We start from the raw sequence: 14,843 nt of genomic DNA, 5'->3' as shown, positions 1-14,843 counted from the left end.
GCGCGTCAACTTGTGGACGGTGGCTGGACGGATGCTCAAACCCCGCTACCCACGCGCCAACCACCTTCAACAACCCTTTAAGATTCTCTTTATTTATAGTTGGGAGACCCGGTGAGCGACGTGCCCGCCCCCAAACCGCTCCTCCGGACGCTCCGGGGAGAAACGCTGCCGGTGCCGCCGGTCTGGCTCATGCGCCAGGCCGGCCGGTACCTCCCCGAGTACCGTGAGTTGCGCGCGGAGAAGGGCGGGTTCCTGGCCCTCGCGACCGATCCGGTGGCGGCGGCGGAGGTGACGCTTCAGCCAATCCGACGCTTCGGCTTCGATGGGGCGATCCTCTTCTCCGACATCCTGATGGTGCCCTGGGCCATGGGGCAGGAGCTGACGTTCGGGGCCGGCGAGGGACCGCGCCTCGCGCCGCCGCTCGACACGTTGGCGGCAATCGAGCGGCTCGGTGAGGTCGACACGGCGAAGCTGGAGCCGATCTACGCGACGATCCGCGGTGTCGCCGCGGCGCTACCGCCGACGGTCACCTTCCTGGGGTTCGCAGGATCGCCCTGGACAGTCGCCACCTACATGATTGCCGGCCAGGGATCGAAGGACCAAGCAGCCGCGCGGATGCTCGCCTACCGCGATCCTGACGCCATGCAGGCGCTGGTCGACCGGATCGTCCCGGTCACGATCGACTATCTCGCCGCCCAGCATGCGGCCGGGGTGGAGGCGGTGCAATTGTTCGACAGCTGGGCGGGCAGCCTGTCGCCGGCACAGTTCGAACGCTGGGTGATTGCGCCCAACGCCGCGATCGTCGCGGAGCTGCGGGCGCGCTGCCCGGATCTCCTGATCATCGGCTTTCCCAAGGGGGCGGGCGGCAAGCTCGCCGCCTATGCGCGCGAAACCGGCGTCGACGCGCTCGGCATCGACGAAACCGTCGATCCGGCCTGGGCTCATCAGGTGCTGCCGACCGACCTGCCGGTGCAGGGAAACCTCGATCCGCTGGCGCTGGAGGCTGGCGGCGACGCGCTCGACGCTGCGATCGACCGCATCCTGGACGCGTTCCGGGGACGGCCGCACATCTTCAACCTCGGCCACGGGATCGGGCAGCACACGCCGATCGCCCATGTGCAGCGCCTCCTGGAGCGCGTAAGAGGCGCGGCATGACCAACCTGCTCGGGGCCGCCTACCTGTGGGTGAAGGCGGCGCATGTCATCTTCGTGATCTTCTGGATGGCGGGATTATTTATGCTGCCGCGCTACCTGGTCTACCACCAGGAGGGTCTGGCGATCCCCGGCGAGGCGGCGCGATGGCAGCACCGCGAGGCCGTGCTTCGCCGGATGATTCTCACGCCGTCGCTGGTGATCGTGTGGGGCCTGGGGCTGCTGCTCGCCGCCAACGCCGGGCTGTTCGACGGCGTGCCCGGGCTCGGCTGGCTCCATGCCAAGCTGCTGCTGGTGCTCGCGCTCTCGGGCTATCACGGCTGGGCGATCGGCTATGCCCGGAAGCTCGGCCGGGGCGAGGCACCGCTCCCCCCGCGCACGCTCCGCCTCGTCAACGAAGTGCCTGCGCTCGCCGTCTCGCTGATCGTCATCCTGGTGATCGTGCGACCATTCTGATCGGGTAGGTCAGGCGCTCGTGCTTGACTTGGCGCAGGGTGACACCTAATTCGCGTGTCCGAGGCCGACACCGCCAGCCAGCGGGCGCGCCTCGCTTCCCATCTTTCCCGCGCCGTCGTCTTCTCGACCCCTCCAGCGCCCGAAATCCTCGACAGCATCCAAGTCCGGACGCCCGCAATGCATCTGAAAGACCTCAAGAAGAAATCGCCCGCCGAGCTGGTCAGCATGGCCGAGGAGCTGGGCGTCGAGGGCGCATCCACCCTGCGCAAGCAGGACCTGATGTTCGCGATCCTGAAGGTGCAGGCTGACAACGGCGAGCAGATCATGGGCGAGGGCACGATCGAGGTGCTGCCCGACGGCTTCGGCTTCCTGCGCTCGCCCCAGGCCAACTACCTCGCCGGGCCGGACGATATCTATGTGTCGCCGAACCAGGTCCGCAAGTTCGGGCTGCGCACCGGCGACACGGTCGAGGGCGAGATCCGCGGGCCCAAGGACGGCGAGCGCTACTTCGCACTGGTGAAGCTCTCCAAGGTCAATTTCGACGACCCGGACGCGGTTCGCCACCGCGTCAACTTCGACAATCTGACCCCGCTCTATCCGGAATCGAAGCTGACGCTGGACCAGCTCGATCCGACCCAGAAGGACAAGTCGGCCCGCGTCATCGACATCGTGTCGCCACAGGGCAAGGGCCAGCGCACGCTGATCGTCGCGCCGCCGCGCGTCGGCAAGACGGTGATGCTCCAGAACATCGCCAAGGCGATTACCGACAATCACCCCGAAGTGTTCCTGATCGTCCTCCTGATCGACGAGCGGCCGGAGGAAGTCACCGACATGCAGCGCTCCGTGCGCGGCGAGGTCGTGTCCTCCACCTTCGACGAACCCGCCACGCGCCACGTCCAGGTCGCCGAGATGGTGATCGAGAAGGCCAAGCGGCTGGTCGAGCACAAGAAGGACGTCGTCATCCTGCTCGATTCGATCACGCGCCTGGGCCGCGCCTACAACACGGTGGTGCCGTCGTCGGGCAAGGTGCTGACCGGCGGTGTCGACGCGAACGCGCTGCAGCGTCCGAAGCGCTTCTTCGGTGCCGCGCGCAACATCGAGGAGGGCGGGTCGCTGTCCATCATCGCCACTGCGCTGATCGATACCGGCAGCCGCATGGACGAGGTGATCTTCGAGGAGTTCAAGGGCACCGGCAACTCGGAGATCGTGCTCGACCGCAAGGTCGCGGACAAGCGCATCTTCCCCGCGCTTGACGTTGGCAAGTCCGGCACCCGCAAGGAAGAACTGCTGGTTGAGAAGGACAAGCTCAGCAAGATGTGGGTGCTGCGCCGCATTCTGATGCAGATGGGCACGATCGATGCCATGGAATTCCTGCTCGACAAGATGAAGAACTCGAAGACCAACGACGACTTCTTCGACAGCATGAATCAGTAGCCGCTCGTGGCCTGTCGCCTGCTGCGGCAGGACTCACGTCGGCACGGTCGGCGGGGCCCCAGCCCCGACCGACGACGCGGCTGCGCCGCGGCGCTCAAGAAGCAGAACGTTACAAACCGCTCAGAAGGCGCGTGCTTTGCCCGCGCCTTTTTTGTCTCTAGGACGCCCGCATGACCGAACTCTGGCAGCACATCCTCGCCGACTTCTCGAACATCACCTCGCCCTCGGCGCTGACCGCGTTCCTGCAGGTGCTGATGATCGACGTGATGCTGGCCGGCGACAACGCGATCGTCGTCGGCGCGCTCGCAGCCGGGCTGCCCGCCGATCAGCGCAAGAAGGTCATTCTGATCGGCATCATCGCCGCGCTGGTGCTGCGGATCATCTTCGCGCTGCTGGTCACACAGCTGATGCAGATCGTAGGGCTGATCTTCGCTGGCGGGCTGCTGCTGCTTTGGGTGTCATGGAAGATGTGGCGTGAGCTGCGCCAGCCCCCCGGGCACCATGACGAGGAAGCCGCCAACCTCAAGCCCGCCAAGAGCTTCGCGGGCGCGGCGTGGGCGGTGGCAGTCGCGGACGTGTCGATGAGCCTGGACAATGTCTTGGCGGTGGCGGGGGCCGCACGCGAGCACCCCGGCATCCTGATCGTCGGCCTGCTGCTGTCGGTGGCGATGATGGGCGTCGCCGCCAACATCATCGCCAAGTACATCGAGCGCTATCGGTGGATCGCGTATGTCGGGCTGCTCGTCATCCTTTATGTCGCGGGCAAGATGATCTTCGAGGGCTTCACCGATCCGTGCGTCGGCTTGTCGCCGCTGTTCTCCGATGCAGCTCGCGTCTGCACGGAGAACGCGGCCTGAGCCTCAGGCGAGGTGCTCGCGGAAGAACGCTGCCGTTGCCGCGTCGGCCCGTTCCGCCGCTTCTGGTGAGCGCCGGGTGCCGACCTCGGTTGCGAAGCCGTGGTCTTCGCCCGGATAGTCGATGATCGCGACCTTCGGGTGATCGTCGAGGCCGTCGTGCATGGCGGCCTGGGTGGCCGCATCGACGAAGTGGTCGGCGCCGGCGACATGGAGGAGTAGCGGGTGCGCGATCGCCTGAGCCTCACGCAGCAGGTCGGGGATGCCCACCGGATAATAGCCGACGCTCGCGTCGACGTCGGTGCGGGCCGCGGTCATGTAGGCGAGGCGCCCGCCCAGGCAGTAGCCGACGCACCCGACCTTCGCTCCCCCGCTCGCCGCTCGGGCGAAACGGATCGTCGCCTCAATGTCGCGAATGGCGGCGTCTTGGTCGAATTGGCCGATCAGCCCAAGCGCGCGCTGCATCTGCTCCGGCACGTCCGGATCGAGCTGGATGTCAGGTTCGATGCGCCAGAACAGGTCCGGCGCGACCGCCAGATACCCCGCGTCCGCGAGTTTGTCGCACTTCTGACGGATGCCGGGATTCACCCCGAAGATCTCCTGAATGACGACAATCGCCGCCATCGGAGTTCCGGCGGGTCGCGCAACATAGCCGGCGAAGCTGCCCGTGCCGTCAAGAGTGTCGATCATGTCCGTCATGGCGTCCTCCGTGTCGTGCCTCATGGTCGAGGAGCCAGCGCTTCGTGATCAGGCCCTCACCGGCCGAGTAGTTGTCCCGCAAGCCGCTGGCCAGCACGCGATGGCACGGCACCACGATCGGGAACGGGTTGCGAGCACACAGCTGGCCGATCGCGCGTGCGCTGGAGTTGAGCCGTTGGGCAAGGACACCATAGGTGACGGTATGCCCGTAGCCGACCTGCACCAGTCCGTCGCGGAGTTCGGCGCCTCTTGGAGTACCAGGCATAGCAAGAGTCAGGTCAAAGTGCGCAAGGGTGCCGTCGAACCATGCCACTATCTGCTCGGCGGCCCTGCCGACCGCAGCAGCGGTGGCGGATTGCGGCGTCGCCAGTCCGGGATCGATCACGATGCGGTGCACGACAGCGTCGTCACCCTCGATCCGGATCGTGCCGATCGGCGTTGCGAGCAGGGCGATATCGCGCGCATAGAGCATCGGCGCGCACGATGAGGGGAACGTCCATGAAGATCAATGTCGAGATCGAGTGCACGCCCGAGGAGGCGCGCGCAGCCATGGGGCTGCCCGATCTGTCGCCGATCCATGAACGCTATGTCGGCATGATGCTGGAGACGATGCAAGGGGGAGCATCGCCCGAGATGATGGAGACGCTCGTGCGCAGCTGGGCGCCGATGGGGGAGGCCGGCATGGCTTTCTGGCGCCGGATGTTCGACGCCGCGCCGAAGGGATGACCGACACCATCTTCGCACTGTCCAGCGGTGTCGTGCCCGCGGCGATCGCGATCGTTCGGGTGAGCGGGCCCGTGGCGTTCGAGGCGGCGGAGGCGCTCGTCGGGCCGCTGCCGCCGCCACGCCGTGCAGGTTTGCGGGCGCTACGAGAGCCGTCATCCGGCGAGTTGCTGGATCGCGGGCTCGTGCTGGCGTTTCCGGCTGACGGCAGCGTTACCGGCGATGATCTGGTCGAGTTCCACCTTCATGGCGGACGCGCGGTGGTCCGCGCGGTCGAATCTGCATTGGCGGTGATCGACGGCGTTCGTCCGGCATTGGCAGGCGAGTTCACGCGCCGCTCGCTCGCGTCCGGGCGCCTGGACCTCACCGCCGCCGAGGGGCTTGCCGATCTGCTGAGTGCGGAGACGGAGGCGCAGCGGCGCGCAGCCCTGCGCAGTGCCGACGGGCTGATCCGCCGGCAGATCGAGCAGTGGAGCGCAGCGACGGTCGCCGCCGCCGCTCAGGTAGAGGCGGCGATCGACCATGAGGAGGAGGGTGATGTCGGTGCCGGCGACACGTTGGCCAGGGGCGTCGCTGATCAGATCGCCACCTTGGTTCGCGACATTGAGGTGGTGCTGTCACGACCATCGAGCGAGCGGTTGCACGACGGCCTGCGCGTAGTGTTGGCGGGCCCGCCCAACAGTGGAAAGTCGACGTTGATCAATGCGCTGGCTGAACGCGATGTTGCGATCGTCTCGCCGATCGCGGGCACGACTCGTGACCGGATCGATGCGCCGGTCGTGCGTGACGGACGTGCCTGGCTGTTCACCGACACGGCAGGCTTGACGGAGAGTGACGATCAGATCGAAGCTATCGGCGTTGCACGCGCGCGCGAAAGCATCGCAGCGGCGGACTTGGTGCTATGGCTCGGCGACGGGCCGCCACCGTCAAGCGAAATGATAGCCGTCCATGCTCGTGCGGACCTCCCGCACCGGCGTCACGTCCCGGAGGGACGGATCCCGGCATCGGGGACGAGCGTCAAGGGTACCGCTGCACTATGGGAGGCGCTGGGTCGGGCGGCGTCGACGCTGGTTCCAGCTGCGGATGAGTTAGCGCTCAACAATCGTCAGCGGGCACTGGCAAACGCGGCGGCAAGCGCGCTTCGTCATGCCGATGGTCAATCGGATTTGCTGATTGCCGCCGAGCAACTGCGGATCGCGCGTGAGTTGTTCGACCGAATCACAGCACGAGCATCGGTAGAGCACGTTCTTGATGCGCTGTTCGCACGATTCTGCATCGGCAAATAGGCGTTCCACGTGGAACAGCATTTTGACGCTGTTTGACTAACCGACTAGGTACCAACAATGCACAAGGTTGATGTGGTTGTCGTCGGAGGCGGGCACGCCGGCGTCGAGGCTGCTCTTGCAGCGGATAGGGTAGGTGCGCGCGTCGCACTCGTGACCTTTGATCCGGCGTTTATTGGTGCGATGTCGTGTAATCCGGCGATCGGTGGTGTCGGGAAGGGCCATCTCGTCCGCGAGATCGACGCGCTGGACGGTGTAATGGCGGCGGCTGCAGATGCGGCGGCTATTCACCACCGGATGCTCAACCTGAGCAAGGGCAAGGCCGTTCATGGCCCGCGCATCCAGGCGGATCGTGTCGAATATGCCCGTGCGGTGCAGCACGCCGTCGCGAGTTCGCGCATCCAGGTGATCGCGGATGAGGTCCGCTCGCTGAAGACGGAAGGCGGAAGGATATGCGGGGTCGATCTGTCGGGTGGAGCGGTTGTCACCTGTTCTGCTGTGATCCTCGCAACCGGGACCTTCCTTGGTGGCCGGCTGTTCCGTGGCGATGAGCGCGCGGACGGCGGGAGGGTAGCGGAGCGTGCCGCAACCCGGCTTGGCGTGGAGCTTCGCGCACTCGCTTTGCCGATTGGACGGCTGAAGACAGGCACGCCGCCACGACTCGACGGGCGTACGATCAATTGGGGTGCGCTAACTCCGCAGCCAAGTGATGCCGACCACTGGACGATGTCGCCGCTCACCGCGGAGCGTCGCTTGCCGCAGCTCGCCTGCGCAATCACGCGCACTAACGAGCGAACCCACGATATTATCCGCTCCGGCCTGTCGCGATCGCCGCTGTTCTCCGGAGAGATCAGCGGGCAGGGACCGCGTTACTGTCCGTCTATCGAGGACAAGGTGCACCGGTTCGCGGATCGGAAGGGGCACCAGCTGTTCCTTGAACCAGAAGGGCTAACCGATCCGCTGGTCTACCCGAACGGAATATCGACCTCGCTGCCGGTCGATGTGCAGGTCGCGATGATCAACTCGATTGCCGGTTTGGAGCAAGCCGTCATCACGGTGCCGGGCTACGCCGTCGAGTACGACCATATCGATCCGCGCGCACTCGATCACCGTTTGGAAGTCGGAGCGCTCCCCGGTCTCTTCTGTGCCGGACAGATCAACGGCACGACCGGCTATGAGGAAGCGGCGGGGCAGGGGCTCGTCGCGGGCGTCAACGCCGCGGCGCGTGCATTGGGACGCGCACCGCTGCTCCTCGATCGGGGCAGCAGCTATCTTGGCGTCATGATAGACGATCTGGTCCTGCAGGGCGTCACCGAGCCGTACCGAATGCTGACCGCGCGCGCGGAGTACCGCCTGACGCTGCGCAGTGACAATGCCCCGGCCAGGCTCCACGAGCAGGGGATGGCTGTCGGATGCATCGGTGAAGCGCGGCAGAGCTGGTATCGGCAGCGCGTGGCGGACCGTCACAAGCTGGACCAGGCGTTCGATGCTCAACTGACGGCCGACGACCTCCGCCGCAGCGGGATCAACGTGGCGCGAGACGGTAGTCGTCGCGCAGCTCGTGAGTGGCTTCGCTTGCCTGATGTCGCGCCCGAGCAGCTGGTGCAGGTGCCGGACGTACCCGCGGATGTGCTCGCCGAGTATGTCGAGGATGCGCGCTATGCACCGTATCTGGAGCGGCAAGCCGCCGAGATCGCTGCACGACGCGCGGCGGCAGTGACCCATCTGCCGGACGATCTTCGCTACGATACGGTTCCGGGTCTCTCCAGCGAGATGGTGCAGCGATTGTCGGCGGCGCGTCCGCGCACGCTGAACGATGCGGAGCGAGTGCGTGGTGTGTCGCCGGCCGCGCTCTCGGCCATCCTGCTTCACGTCCGACGTCGCGCGGCGTGAACGAGGAGGAGGCGCAGGGGTGGTGTGCGGCGCAGTTCGGCACACCGGCGCTCGATCGTCTACGTCGCTACGTAGATCTGCTGACCGCGGAAAGTGAGCGCCAGAACCTGATCGCTCCCTCAACCAAGGAGGCGATGTGGACCCGGCACATCGTCGACAGTGCGCAACTGCTGCGGCTTGCCGTTGAACCTAGTGCGGGGGCGACGTGGGTCGACATCGGCAGCGGCGCGGGCCTCCCAGGCCTTGTCATCGCGGCTGCGAGCAACTGGTCGGTTGTCCTTATCGAACCACGCCGCCTGCGAGTCGCTTTCCTCGAGGCCGCGGCAAAGGATCTGGATCTAGACCACCGTGTGACGATCATCGGACGTTCGGCCGACCGTGTGACCTTGCCGAAAGCCGCAATCGTCTCTGCTCGAGCCGTGGCCAAGACCGATCGCCTGTTCGCCGACGCACGCGGCTTCGCGGGACTATCCACGGTTTTTCTCCTACCCAAGGGCGCGTCGGCGTCCGTCGAACTGGAGAATGCGCGGCAGACGTGGCAAGGAGAGTTCCACGTGGAACACAGCCTAACCGATCCCGCTGCCGGCATCATCGTCGCGACCCAGGTGCGGCCGCGATGAAGGTGATCGCCATCGCGAACCAGAAGGGCGGTGTCGGCAAGACGACGACGGCGATCAACGTCGGCACCGCGCTGGCTGCGACGGGATCGCGGGTGCTGCTGATCGACCTCGATCCACAGGGCAATGCGTCTACCGGGTTGGGGATCGATCGCGCCAACCGCGAAGTGTCCAGCTACGATCTGCTGATCCGCGAGGCGACGCTCGACGAGGCTGCCGTGCGCACCGACGTTCCACGGCTGGATGTCGTGCCCGCGACGGTCGATCTGTCCGGGGCAGAGATCGAGCTTATCGAGTTCGACGCGCGTACCCATCGCCTCAACCAGGCGATCGAAGCGGGTAGCAGTCGCTGGGATGTGGTCCTGATCGATTGTCCGCCGTCGCTCGGTCTACTCACGATCAACGCGATGGTCGCCTCCGATGCCCTGCTGGTCCCGCTCCAGTGCGAGTTCTTCGCGCTTGAGGGATTGAGCCAGCTGCTCAGCACGGTCGAGCGGATCCGGTCCCGGTTCAATCCCGGGCTCTCGATCCTGGGGGTCGTGCTGACGATGTACGATCGTCGCAATCGCCTGACGGACCAAGTGTCGGACGACGTTCGCGCGGTGCTAGGGCCCGTGGTGTTCGACACCGTCATTCCCCGCAACGTGCGTCTGTCGGAGGCACCGAGCCATGGCATGCCGGCCCTGATCTACGATCATCGCTGCGCTGGATCGGAGGCGTATATGGCGTTGGCGCGCGAGGTGATCACCCGCCTGCCGCGAATCGCGCAGGCCGCATGAGCGATCAGCCGTCTTCCCCGCGGAAACCTCGCACCGGGCTTGGTCGCGGACTAAGTGCGCTCCTCGGTGACGTGCCGGAGCCGGCGGTTGCGGGTGAGAGCCCGGCGACTGGCATCCGGACGCTCCCGGTCAGCGCGATGCGGCCGCATCCGGATCAGCCGCGCCGGCACTTCGACGAGGAAGCGCTAGACGAGCTCGCCCGATCGATCGCGCAGCGCGGGCTGATCCAGCCAATCGTCGTCCGCCCGCACGGCCACGACTATCAGATCGTCGCCGGCGAGCGGCGCTGGCGGGCAGCGCAACGTGCCCGGCTCCACGAAGTGCCCGTCATCGTCCGGGAGCTTACCGACGCGGAGACGATGGAGATCGCGCTGGTCGAGAACATCCAGCGCGCCGACCTCAACGCGATCGAAGAGGCTGAGGCATACCGACGGCTGATCGATCAGTTTGGTCACACGCAGGAGGCGCTTGGCCGAATTGTGAACAAGTCGCGCAGCCATGTCGCCAATCTCCTTCGGCTGCTCGATCTGCCGCCGCCGGTCCGCACGCTGGTGGTCGAGGGTGCGATCGAAATGGGGCACGCACGGGCGCTGATCGGGGCGCGCGATGCCGAGGGGCTCGCTAGACGAGTCGTGGCCGAGCAGCTGACCGTCCGGGATACGGAGCGATTGGCGCGCGAGGCTAAGCCGTCGGCCGGCAAAGCGCGTGCCCCGACGCCTCCCGTTGCCGCGAACGAGAATGCCGACATCGCCGCGCTGGAGCGCCAGCTCGGTGATCTGCTCGGGCTCAACGTGCGGATCGCGCACGGCGAGAAGGGGGGCGTGCTGTCGCTCTCCTATTCCACGCTCGATCAGCTCGACATGGTCTGCCAGCGGCTGAGCGGCGAGGGCATCTAGCCGCGTCGGGCGGCCGCCCGCGCGAGCGTGACGAGCTCGTGCGCGCCGGTCACGCCCGCACCGCCGCCGCTCATGATCCCGCGCTCGGCGCGCCGTACGCGCGCCAGCGCCTGTGCGATCTGTGGACTGGTCCAGCTGCGAAGCAGCCGCACCGTGCTGTCGCGCTCACGGAAGAAGACGCGGTGGCGCTCGACCGCCACCTCCGGCGACTCGCCGTCGTCAACCGTGGCGCGCATCTCGGCCAGCGCGATCAACCGCCTCGCGAGCGCACGCATGGTCGGCACCATCGTACCGGCGGCGTCGAGCTCAATCAGGTCGGCTGCCAGCCGGTCGGGCCGGCCGCCGATCAGCGCTTCCACCGCCGCGCCGATCTCCGCGCCCTCCACATCCGCACTGATCCTGGCGAGCGTCTCCGCGTCGGCCTCGCGTGGCCGGTCGGGTGCGGCGTCGAGGAACAGGGCCAGCTTCTCGATTTCGCGCGTCAGGATCGCGCGGTCGCCCCCGGCCGCCGCGAACATCGTCGCCGCAGTTTCGCCGGTAAGCCTGACGCCGTGGGCGCGGGCGATGTCGGCGGCGAGCAGGGTGGCCGCCTTTCCCTCCGGCTGGTAGCAGGCGAGCGCCATCGCGGCGGGAGCGGCGACCGCTTCCTTCACCAGCTTGCCACTCGCCTTGACCGTCGGGGCGAGCGCGACCACCGGGTTGCCGCCGGCAGGCGCCGCGAGCAGCAGCTGCACCGCCTCCAGCGACTCCTCGCCCATGGCCGCGACCCGCACCCAGCGCTTGCCGCCGAAGAGGGACAGCGACGCCGCTTCGTCGGCGAGCAGCCCGGGGTTGGCCTTCAGCGCCGCCCCGTCGAGGTCTATGCGCTCGGCATCAGACCCGATCGCGCGGCCGAGCTGCGCGGCATGCTCGGCCGCGCCTGCATCATCGTTGCCGTGAAGCAGGATCAGCCGGACGTCGCCGCCGCCCTTGCCGATCCGGGTGATCGCGGACGCGAGCTGCGCCGCGGTCGCCTTCATGGTTGCGGCGCCGCGCCCGCGGTCCGCTGACCATAGAGCGCGATCCGCGCGACGATCTGATCGGCAACGATCCCGGAGAGACGCTCCAGCGCCGTCTGCTCGGCGGCGATCGTCGCATATTCGGAGCCGACGACATCGATCCCGGCATCGGATCCGGCAGCCGCGTCCAGCAGCGTGTTGCCGCTGGCGAGATCCACCAACTGGTAGCGTGCGCGCAGCGTCCGCCGCTCACGCGCGACGCTGTCATCGCGGCGAACGCCGAGCCCGGAAATGCGATCGTCCAGCCTGACGTCCAGGCGATAGCGCGGCGTTCCCGAGGCCGTCGCACTCAGCCGATCTCGCAGCGCGGTGGCGACCAGCCAACCCGACTGACCCTCGATCGGCGCGACCTCCACGCCCGACAAGGCCGTGCGCGCGGCACTGTCGACCCCGCCATAGAGCGGCCGCATCCCGCAGGCCGTGAGCAGCAGCAGCAGCGCGGCGAGGGGAAGCAGGCGCGTCATGCGACGATGTTGACCAGTCGGTCGGGCACCACAACCACTTTCTTCGGCTCCTTGCCCTCCAGCGTGCGTTGAACTGCGGGGGAGGCGAGCGCGGCCGCCTCCAGCGCGTCCTTCGCGGCACCCTTGGCGGCGGTGAGCGTGTCGCGGAGCTTGCCGTTGACCTGCACCGCGATCGTCACTTCGTCGTCGACCAGCAGCGCGGGATCGACCGTCGGCCAGGTTGCGTCGGCGATCAACCCGTCGTTGCCGCGCAGCGCCCAGGCCTCTTCGGCAAGGTGCGGCACCATCGGCGCGACCAGCTGGAGCAGGGTGGTGATGGCCGCCTCGCGGTCGGTCGAGGGCGCAGCCTTCTCGATCGCGCTGGTCAGCTCGTACAGCCGCGCAACCGCCTTGTTGAACTGCAGCGCCTCGATATCGCTGGCGACCGCCGCGGTGGTGCGGTGGACGCGCTTGGCGAGGTCGTGATCGGGCGAGTCGGTCACGGGTGCGCCGTCCGGCGTGGCGAGCCGCCACAGGCGTTGGACGAACCGCCATGCGCCCTCGATGCCCGCCTCGCTCCACGGCAGATCGCGCTCAGGAGGCGAGTCGGACAGCATGAACCAGCGCACGGCGTCCGCGCCGTAGCGATCGACGATGGGCGAGGGATCCACCGTGTTCTTCTTTGACTTGGACATCTTCTCGACCCGGCCGACCGTCACCGGCTCCCCGGTCGCGACGACACGGCCGTCCGCTACCTCGTCCGGCGACAGCCAGGCGCCGGCAGGGTCTTGATAGGTCTCGTGCGTCACCATTCCCTGCGTGAACAAACCCGCGAACGGCTCCGCTACGTCGATCCGCCCCACGCGCCGCAGCGCGCGCGTCCAGAAGCGGGCGTAGAGCAGGTGCAGGATCGCGTGCTCGACCCCGCCGATATACTGGCCGACCGGAAGCCACTGCTCGGCCACCGCCCGGTCGAACGGCTGGTCCTCCGGCTGGCTTGCGAAGCGGATGAAGTACCAGCTCGAGTTGACGAAAGTGTCGAGCGTGTCGGTCTCGCGCCGCGCGGCGCCGCCGCAGCTCGGGCAGGCGACGTGCTTCCAGCTCGGGTGGCGATCGAGCGGGTTGCCTGGCACGTCGAAGCTGACGTCCTCTGGCAGAACGACCGGCAGCTGCTCCTTCGGCACCGGCACGACGCCGCACGCCTCGCAGTGGATGATCGGGATCGGCGTGCCCCAGTAACGCTGACGGCTCACGCCCCAGTCGCGCAGGCGCCACACGGTGGAGCCTTGGCCCCAGCCGCCTGCTTCCGCACGCTCGATCACCGCGCGCTTGGCATCCGTGACGCTCAGCCCGTCTAGAAAGGCGGAGTTCACCAGGCGACCCGGGCCCGTGTAGGCCTCTTCGCCGGCGAACACCGGGTCAGCGGCGTCGTCGTCGGCGACCACGCGGCGTACCTCAAGCCCGTACTTGCGCGCGAAATCCAGGTCGCGCTGATCGTGCGCGGGCACGCCCATCACCGCGCCGGTGCCATAGTCCATCAGCACGAAGTTGGCGATGAAGACCGGCAGCATCCAGCCGCTGTCGAACGGATGCCGCACCTTCAGCCCGGTGTCGAAGCCGAGCTTCTCCTGCGTCTCCAGCTCGGCTGCGGTGGTGCCGCCGGCCTTGCACTGCTCGATGAAGCCGGCGGCGTCCGCGTTCACAGCGGCGAGCTCCAGCGCAATCGGGTGATCGGCCGCGACCGCCACGAAGCTCGCGCCGAAGATCGTGTCTGGACGCGTCGAGTAGACGGCGATCCGGCGCTCGTCAGCGATCGGCGATGTGGCGGACACGTCGTCGGCCACGGTGAAGCCGAAGGTCAGCCCCTCCGACTTGCCGATCCAGTTCTCCTGCATCAGCCGAACCTTATCGGGCCACTGGTCGAGCGTGGACAGCCCGTCGAGCAGCTCGTCGGCGAAGTCGGTGATCTTCAGGAACCACTGGCTGAGCTTACGCTTCTCGACCACCGCGGCCGATCGCCACCCGCGGCCGTCAATGACCTGCTCATTGGCCAGCACGGTCATGTCGACCGGGTCCCAGTTGACCGCCGACTCCTTGCGGTAGACGAGTCCGGCGGCGAGCAGGTCGAGGAACAGCGCCTGCTCGTGCCCGTAGTAGCCGGGGTCGCAGGTCGCGAGCTCGCGGCTCCAGTCGAGCGCGAAGCCCAGCCGCTTCAGCTGCGCCTTCATCGCGGCGATGTTCTGGTAGGTCCAGGCGCCGGGATGAACGCCCTTCTCCATCGCCGCATTCTCGGCCGGCATGCCGAACGCGTCCCAGCCCATCGGATGGAGCACCTCGTGCCCGGTCATTCGACGAAAGCGCGCGAGTACGTCGCCCATGGTGTAGTTGCGAACGTGGCCCATGTGGATCTTTCCCGACGGGTAGGGAAACATTTCCAGCACGTAGCTTTTCGGCTTGGGGCTCGCGTCGTCGGCCGCGAAGGTGGCGCGCTCATCCCACACCGCTTGCCACTTGGCATCGGCGGTCAGCGCGTTGAAACGCGACATGGCTGTGCTCC

15 protein-coding genes are annotated in these 14,843 nt (G+C 67.3%); 10 read left to right on the top strand and 5 right to left on the bottom strand.

The features are described from left to right. Positions 1–111: 111 nt before the first annotated feature. The 4 genes from hemE (at position 112) to CRO12_RS05170 (ending at position 3,898) form a co-directional block, all read left to right on the top strand. Positions 112–1,155, top strand: coding sequence for a uroporphyrinogen decarboxylase (hemE, locus tag CRO12_RS05185; protein WP_097062881.1), 1,044 nt, complete (start codon positions 112–114; stop codon positions 1,153–1,155). Then, a complete protein-coding gene (locus CRO12_RS05180) occupies positions 1,152–1,607 on the top strand; it encodes a CopD family protein (protein WP_097062880.1) in 456 nt (151 codons plus the stop codon). The genes hemE and CRO12_RS05180 overlap by 4 nt, the downstream gene beginning before the upstream one ends. Positions 1,608–1,784: 177 nt before the next feature. Continuing rightward, positions 1,785–3,041, top strand: a complete 1,257-nt coding sequence (gene rho / locus CRO12_RS05175; RefSeq protein ID WP_097062879.1) for a transcription termination factor Rho — start codon at positions 1,785–1,787, stop codon at positions 3,039–3,041. Positions 3,042–3,211: 170 nt separating this feature from the next. Further along, positions 3,212–3,898 carry a TerC family protein gene (locus CRO12_RS05170; RefSeq protein ID WP_097062878.1) on the top strand — a complete coding sequence of 229 codons (687 nt, stop codon included), beginning with the start codon at positions 3,212–3,214 and terminating at the stop codon, positions 3,896–3,898. A 3-nt stretch (positions 3,899–3,901) separates the two neighbouring features. Here the strand turns inward: CRO12_RS05170 and CRO12_RS05165 are convergent, their stop codons facing one another. Together CRO12_RS05165 and CRO12_RS05160 are read right to left on the bottom strand one after the other, a co-directional pair. Further along, positions 3,902–4,594, bottom strand: coding sequence for a dienelactone hydrolase family protein (locus tag CRO12_RS05165; RefSeq protein WP_097062877.1), 693 nt, complete (start codon positions 4,592–4,594; stop codon positions 3,902–3,904). After that, positions 4,569–5,066, bottom strand: a complete 498-nt coding sequence (locus CRO12_RS05160; RefSeq protein ID WP_097062876.1) for a methylated-DNA--[protein]-cysteine S-methyltransferase — start codon at positions 5,064–5,066, stop codon at positions 4,569–4,571. The genes CRO12_RS05165 and CRO12_RS05160 overlap by 26 nt, the downstream gene beginning before the upstream one ends. Positions 5,067–5,092: 26 nt before the next feature. Between CRO12_RS05160 and CRO12_RS05155 the strand changes: the two genes are divergently transcribed. The 6 genes from CRO12_RS05155 to CRO12_RS05130 are packed head-to-tail and all read left to right on the top strand — an operon-like array spanning position 5,093 to position 10,785. Further along, on the top strand, positions 5,093–5,320 hold the full coding sequence (locus tag CRO12_RS05155; RefSeq protein WP_097062875.1) for a DUF6489 family protein: 228 nt from the start codon (positions 5,093–5,095) through the stop codon (positions 5,318–5,320). Next, entirely contained in the window at positions 5,317–6,603 is a 1,287-nt protein-coding gene (gene mnmE / locus CRO12_RS05150; RefSeq protein WP_097062874.1) for a tRNA uridine-5-carboxymethylaminomethyl(34) synthesis GTPase MnmE, read from the top strand. The genes CRO12_RS05155 and mnmE overlap by 4 nt, the downstream gene beginning before the upstream one ends. A gap of 57 nt (positions 6,604–6,660) precedes the next feature. After that, complete coding sequence (mnmG, locus tag CRO12_RS05145) at positions 6,661–8,493, top strand: tRNA uridine-5-carboxymethylaminomethyl(34) synthesis enzyme MnmG (RefSeq protein WP_097062873.1); 1,833 nt, start codon at positions 6,661–6,663, stop codon at positions 8,491–8,493. Beyond that, positions 8,490–9,113, top strand: coding sequence for a 16S rRNA (guanine(527)-N(7))-methyltransferase RsmG (rsmG, locus tag CRO12_RS05140; protein ID WP_097062872.1), 624 nt, complete (start codon positions 8,490–8,492; stop codon positions 9,111–9,113). Before mnmG ends, rsmG begins: the two co-directional genes overlap by 4 nt. After that, positions 9,110–9,889 carry a ParA family protein gene (locus CRO12_RS05135; RefSeq protein WP_097062871.1) on the top strand — a complete coding sequence of 260 codons (780 nt, stop codon included), beginning with the start codon at positions 9,110–9,112 and terminating at the stop codon, positions 9,887–9,889. Before rsmG ends, CRO12_RS05135 begins: the two co-directional genes overlap by 4 nt. Then, entirely contained in the window at positions 9,886–10,785 is a 900-nt protein-coding gene (locus CRO12_RS05130) for a ParB/RepB/Spo0J family partition protein (protein WP_097062870.1), read from the top strand. The genes CRO12_RS05135 and CRO12_RS05130 overlap by 4 nt, the downstream gene beginning before the upstream one ends. Here CRO12_RS05130 and holA read toward each other — a convergent pair. The 3 genes from holA to leuS are packed head-to-tail and all read right to left on the bottom strand — an operon-like array spanning position 10,782 to position 14,832. Next, positions 10,782–11,804 carry a DNA polymerase III subunit delta gene (gene holA / locus CRO12_RS05125; protein WP_097062869.1) on the bottom strand — a complete coding sequence of 341 codons (1,023 nt, stop codon included), beginning with the start codon at positions 11,802–11,804 and terminating at the stop codon, positions 10,782–10,784. The two genes, CRO12_RS05130 and holA, sit on opposite strands and share 4 nt — an antisense overlap. Continuing rightward, positions 11,801–12,307, bottom strand: a complete 507-nt coding sequence (gene lptE / locus CRO12_RS05120) for an LPS assembly lipoprotein LptE (RefSeq protein ID WP_097062868.1) — start codon at positions 12,305–12,307, stop codon at positions 11,801–11,803. The genes holA and lptE overlap by 4 nt, the downstream gene beginning before the upstream one ends. Then, on the bottom strand, positions 12,304–14,832 hold the full coding sequence (gene leuS, locus CRO12_RS05115; RefSeq protein WP_097062867.1) for a leucine--tRNA ligase: 2,529 nt from the start codon (positions 14,830–14,832) through the stop codon (positions 12,304–12,306). Before leuS ends, lptE begins: the two co-directional genes overlap by 4 nt. Positions 14,833–14,843 lie beyond the last annotated feature (11 nt).

The organism is Sphingomonas guangdongensis (assembly GCF_900199185.1).
GTDB classification, from domain to species: Bacteria; Pseudomonadota; Alphaproteobacteria; order Sphingomonadales; family Sphingomonadaceae; genus Sphingomonas; species Sphingomonas guangdongensis.
This window is presented reverse-complemented; position numbering and strand designations above follow the sequence as displayed.

Coding starts and splice junctions, on each gene's coding strand:
- CRO12_RS05180 (WP_097062880.1), top strand. CDS start 1,152: ATGACCAACCTGCTCGGGGCCGCCTACCTGTGGGTGAAGGCGGCGCAT.
- rho (WP_097062879.1), top strand. CDS start 1,785: ATGCATCTGAAAGACCTCAAGAAGAAATCGCCCGCCGAGCTGGTCAGC.
- CRO12_RS05170 (WP_097062878.1), top strand. CDS start 3,212: ATGACCGAACTCTGGCAGCACATCCTCGCCGACTTCTCGAACATCACC.
- CRO12_RS05165 (WP_097062877.1), bottom strand. CDS start 4,594: ATGACGGACATGATCGACACTCTTGACGGCACGGGCAGCTTCGCCGGC.
- CRO12_RS05160 (WP_097062876.1), bottom strand. CDS start 5,066: ATGCTCTATGCGCGCGATATCGCCCTGCTCGCAACGCCGATCGGCACG.
- CRO12_RS05155 (WP_097062875.1), top strand. CDS start 5,093: ATGAAGATCAATGTCGAGATCGAGTGCACGCCCGAGGAGGCGCGCGCA.
- mnmE (WP_097062874.1), top strand. CDS start 5,317: ATGACCGACACCATCTTCGCACTGTCCAGCGGTGTCGTGCCCGCGGCG.
- mnmG (WP_097062873.1), top strand. CDS start 6,661: ATGCACAAGGTTGATGTGGTTGTCGTCGGAGGCGGGCACGCCGGCGTC.
- CRO12_RS05135 (WP_097062871.1), top strand. CDS start 9,110: ATGAAGGTGATCGCCATCGCGAACCAGAAGGGCGGTGTCGGCAAGACG.
- CRO12_RS05130 (WP_097062870.1), top strand. CDS start 9,886: ATGAGCGATCAGCCGTCTTCCCCGCGGAAACCTCGCACCGGGCTTGGT.
- holA (WP_097062869.1), bottom strand. CDS start 11,804: ATGAAGGCGACCGCGGCGCAGCTCGCGTCCGCGATCACCCGGATCGGC.
- lptE (WP_097062868.1), bottom strand. CDS start 12,307: ATGACGCGCCTGCTTCCCCTCGCCGCGCTGCTGCTGCTGCTCACGGCC.
- leuS (WP_097062867.1), bottom strand. CDS start 14,832: ATGTCGCGTTTCAACGCGCTGACCGCCGATGCCAAGTGGCAAGCGGTG.